Raw genomic sequence first — 3,835 nt, forward strand, 5'->3', positions numbered from 1 at the left:
CAGGGGGGGTCCCTGGCGGACCAAACAACCCGCTTGGTGCGCGTGCCCTTTATCTCTATCGCAACGGGCGCGACACCCACTTCCGGATACATGGTACAAACGAGCCATGGACGATAGGCACAGCGGTATCGAACGGGTGCATCCGTTTGACAAATGACGACATCATCGACCTCTACGACCGTACTCCTTTGGGCACGACGGTGGTGGTCGTTTGATGGTGGCAGGCCTGATCTTCGTTGGATGGGTGAGCCCTGCCGGCACGTCACCGCAAAGGTGCCGCCTGCAACCGGGCGCCGACTGTGTCATTTCTGCACTAGGCGTTGGTGTAGATCGCAGCTAACTTGGCGGGGCTGCATATAATTTTTTATTTGTGGCGATTCTATAGGCTGTTCCGCCCCTGGGGAAAGGATTGCTTGATGAACAGAATGTTGATTGTAATGGTTGCCACCCTCGCCGTTACCAGCCTGAGCGGCTGCGCGAACGTGATCGGTAAAGGAAAGGGGAAGGCTCCTCCGCCGGAACCGGCTGCCGTAGAAGAGCCAGTGATTAAATAAGCACCGGCTTTCGGTGATTTGGGGAAGGGCCGCTGGGCCCTTCCCCATCGATATGCAGGGGCCAAGGCCGGATTCGCAGCCTGCCTGCGGTTGGCGGGCATAGGCTGGCACTAGGTCTGCGGTCCTCGGAGTTGTGGATGAGATGACGCTTGTAAGTGGCCGTTCAACAATTGTGGCCCTGCTCGCACTTGTCGCGGCGTCATGTCAGTCGCAGGACAACAAGCCCCTGCCGACTTTTGTGTCCAATGATCGGGCACTGAAAACCGCGGCGATGCCGGCGCGCGCGGCCCAGCGGCATTTCATCGAGTTCCGCTCCCGATACGCCCTTACCTACGGCCATTCCTACGTGATTTTTGGACAATTGAACCAGGCGGGACGGATGGTCAACCCCGAAGTCGCGGGGCTCGCTCCGAAGTCCGATGATCCCAATGTCTATGTTCTCGGCCATTTGGCGCCCGTGCCAGCCTCGACCGGGTGGACGGACGGCGACCTGGAAGATGCCTACCGGTCGGCAAGCTGGCGAGTTTTACTTACCGAAGCCGAATATAGGAAAGTCGTCGCGAGCATACGAAAGTTGCAGGCCAGTTCTCCGCTTTGGCACGCCTCGCTCTACAACTGCAACGCATTCGTAGCGGACATCGCCAGATCCATGGGGTATAAGACCCCCGGTACCTGGCTCCGGCCGCAACAATTCATAACCAAGCTTCGGGAGATGAACGGGGGTTGAAATGCGATTGGCAAAACCGCTTTCGCGTCTCATTGCCCGGTTAAGTCCGAAAGGAACGCGCTCTGAATGTCAATCGGTCGACAATTCGGACGGTGACATCGTTGCGACAGCTTGTCGTGGTCCCAGATCGAGAAAAGGCTCCGGTGACCTGAAGTGACCATTGCTGTAGCCTCACTTGGCGAGATCATATGGGTGATCGGCATCGTTGCTTGGTACGTGATCCGGTATCCCTTCGAGCGCCGGGCAAGGCGCGTTCGAATTGTAGCTGGCGGCCGCTCAAGTTCCGACACTGTCGGGCTTGCATCGGCTCTCCTTGGCCTCGCGATCCTGCCTGGCTTCTATGTCGCCACCGGCATCCCCGCAGCGGCTGACCATCTGGCCAGCGCGTGGTCCGTGGCGCTCGGAACCATCATCTTCTGCTCTGCGCTGTGGATTTTTCGTGTATCCCACAGGGAACTTGGCCGTAACTGGTCGATTACGCTCGAGATTCGCGAACGGCATGAACTGGTCAGCGCCGGGCCATATGCCTTGGTCCGTCACCCGATGTACACCTCGTTCCTGCTTATGGGGCTCGGCCAGGCCTTTCTGCTGCCGAACTGGGTTGCGGGCATATCCGGTTTGATCGGTTTCGCAGTGCTTTTCCTGCTGAGAGTGGATAAGGAAGAGCGTATGATGCTGGAGAATTTCGGCTCGCAATACCGTGCCTATATGGAAAAGACCAAGCGAATAGTCCCTTATCTTTACTAGAGGTCTTTTGATGCGAGGCCGAGCCCTCAAGCTTTCGGCGCCCCGGCGCCTTGTTGGCGATCTGATGAGGTTTTCGATCGGCGTGCCACGGGTCGCGGTGCAGCGTCAGATGAACCTCGGCCCACTCGTAAGGGCCAGAATGGTGCAGCAGACCAGGCCCTCATGGACCGCGATCTTCCTGAAGGGATACGCGCTTCTCGCCCAAGAGGTGCCGGAGCTGCGACGCGCCTATGTCAAGTTGCCCTGGCCGCAGCTTTACGAGTATCCGGCAAGCGTAGCCTCGATTGCCCACGAGCGCGAATATAATGGCGAGCCGGCCGTTCTGCTGAGCTGCATCAAGTGCCCGGAGCGCTACTCTATCACGCAACTTGAGGAATCCATCCACGCGGCTCGATCACGGCCGATCCTGGAGGTCCCGGAGTTCCGGCGTGCCTTGCGGATGGCAGGTGCGCCCGCGCCAGTCAGGTGGCTGCTTATGTGGCTAGGGTTGAACATCGGCCGGCAAAGGGCAAATTACTTCGGTACCTTCCAACTGTCCGTCTATTCTGGTCTCGGTGCGGAATCACTCAACCCGCTGACACCATTGACCACGCTTCTAAACTACGGCCCGATCGAAAAAGACGGTTCGGTGAATGTCCGCATCCACTACGATCACCGGGTCATGGATGGAGCGAACGTCGCACGAGCACTGGAGAGATTCGAAAAGATTCTGAACGGCTCTGTCGCCAATGAAGTGATGCTGCTCGGTCAAAATGTTGCCGCTCCTGCAAGACAGAGGAACGCAACATGATTTCGCACCGTGAATTCCGGCCAGCCGTCGTCGTGATTGGCGGCTCGGGTGGAATTGGCCGGGCAATTGCGAGCGTCGCTGCACGGGAGCGCGGTGCGGTTGTGCTGGTTGCCCGCTCGCCCGAGGGTTTGGCCGCCGCGGCGTCCGAAGTTCGGAAGGGAGGTGGCGAGGCATTCACGCTCGAGTTGGATCTCGTGGCAGGCGATGCGCCAACGCGCCTGGAGGGCTTTCTGTCCGCACACGGCCTGGTCTGTGATGTCCTGGTCAACAGCGCCGGCTATGGCCTGAGGGGCGCGGCGACGGCGCTGCCTATTGATGGTCAACTCGGCATCATCGATCTCAACATACATTCCCTCACAGAACTGACCCTCCATTTTCTGCCGGGAATGGTGGCGCGCCGACGGGGTGGGGTGCTCAATCTCAGTTCCGTCGCCGGGTTCGTTCCCGGGCCTTATATGGCTCTGTACTTCGCTAGCAAAGGTTTCGTGCGCTTCTTCTCAGAGGCGCTTCATCAGGAGTTGCGCCGAACCGGCGTGACGGTCACATGCGTGGCACCGGGCCCGGTGTCGACGGAGTTTCTCGCAAGGTCAGGCGCCTATCAGACGGTGCTCTTCAACATCTTGCCCAAGGTGGATCCGGAGTATGTGGCCGAATGTGCGTGGCGAGGGTTCAAATCCGGTCGTCGTCTCGTCGTACCGGGAATCTCGGCCAAGTTGGCTGCCCTTGCGGCGGCGCTCCTGCCTTCCGCAGCGATGCTGCCCCTGGTCGGCCGGCTGCAACGTGGCGGCAATGATCCATGTCCTTGCGGCTCAGGTATGAAGTTCAAGAAATGCTGCGGTACCCGCCAGATTCAGCTTCGCCGCGGGCCTCGAGGAATTATCCCCTGACCATCCTGGGCATCATCCGCCGCCCGCAGTGGCGGGGCGCCGGCTGAAGATCAAATATGTCACGCAGGCCAAGACTCGCCCGCCAGGCTTCGCCGTGTCCTGCTCACGGCCGGACGCGATGCCGCAATCT

General features: G+C 59.6%; 6 protein-coding genes and 1 pseudogene. All 7 read left to right on the forward strand.

The window, feature by feature from the left end:
- The coding region (locus EOA86_RS25940) for a L,D-transpeptidase (protein WP_164891985.1) at positions 1-215 on the forward strand (215 nt) is incomplete at its 5' end.
- A gap of 201 nt (positions 216-416) precedes the next feature.
- A complete protein-coding gene (locus tag EOA86_RS25945; protein ID WP_084831507.1) occupies positions 417-554 on the forward strand; it encodes an ABC transporter in 138 nt (45 codons plus the stop codon).
- A gap of 142 nt (positions 555-696) precedes the next feature.
- Complete coding sequence (locus EOA86_RS25950) at positions 697-1,281, forward strand: hypothetical protein (RefSeq protein WP_128344301.1); 585 nt, start codon at positions 697-699, stop codon at positions 1,279-1,281.
- A gap of 159 nt (positions 1,282-1,440) precedes the next feature.
- Positions 1,441-2,028 carry a protein-S-isoprenylcysteine O-methyltransferase gene (locus EOA86_RS25955; RefSeq protein WP_128344305.1) on the forward strand — a complete coding sequence of 196 codons (588 nt, stop codon included), beginning with the start codon at positions 1,441-1,443 and terminating at the stop codon, positions 2,026-2,028.
- A 10-nt stretch (positions 2,029-2,038) separates the two neighbouring features.
- Positions 2,039-2,818 (forward strand): hypothetical protein, encoded by a 780-nt coding sequence (locus EOA86_RS25960; RefSeq protein ID WP_127209483.1) that lies wholly within the window; start codon positions 2,039-2,041, stop codon positions 2,816-2,818.
- Positions 2,815-3,705, forward strand: a complete 891-nt coding sequence (locus tag EOA86_RS25965) for an SDR family NAD(P)-dependent oxidoreductase (RefSeq protein WP_128344303.1) — start codon at positions 2,815-2,817, stop codon at positions 3,703-3,705. The genes EOA86_RS25960 and EOA86_RS25965 overlap by 4 nt, the downstream gene beginning before the upstream one ends.
- Positions 3,706-3,715: 10 nt before the next feature.
- Positions 3,716-3,835 (forward strand): annotated as a pseudogene (locus EOA86_RS25970) (hypothetical protein); the annotation flags it as partial.

Origin of the sequence: Mesorhizobium sp. M5C.F.Ca.IN.020.32.2.1 (genome assembly GCF_004023105.1) — a bacterium.
GTDB lineage: Bacteria > Pseudomonadota > Alphaproteobacteria > Rhizobiales > Rhizobiaceae > Mesorhizobium > Mesorhizobium wenxiniae.

Bases quoted from the DNA above. Each gene is read 5' to 3' on its own strand.
- EOA86_RS25960 (WP_127209483.1), top strand. From the start codon at position 2,039: ATGCGAGGCCGAGCCCTCAAGCTTTCGGCGCCCCGGCGCCTTGTTGGC.
- EOA86_RS25950 (WP_128344301.1), top strand. From the start codon at position 697: ATGACGCTTGTAAGTGGCCGTTCAACAATTGTGGCCCTGCTCGCACTT.
- EOA86_RS25945 (WP_084831507.1), top strand. From the start codon at position 417: ATGAACAGAATGTTGATTGTAATGGTTGCCACCCTCGCCGTTACCAGC.
- EOA86_RS25965 (WP_128344303.1), top strand. From the start codon at position 2,815: ATGATTTCGCACCGTGAATTCCGGCCAGCCGTCGTCGTGATTGGCGGC.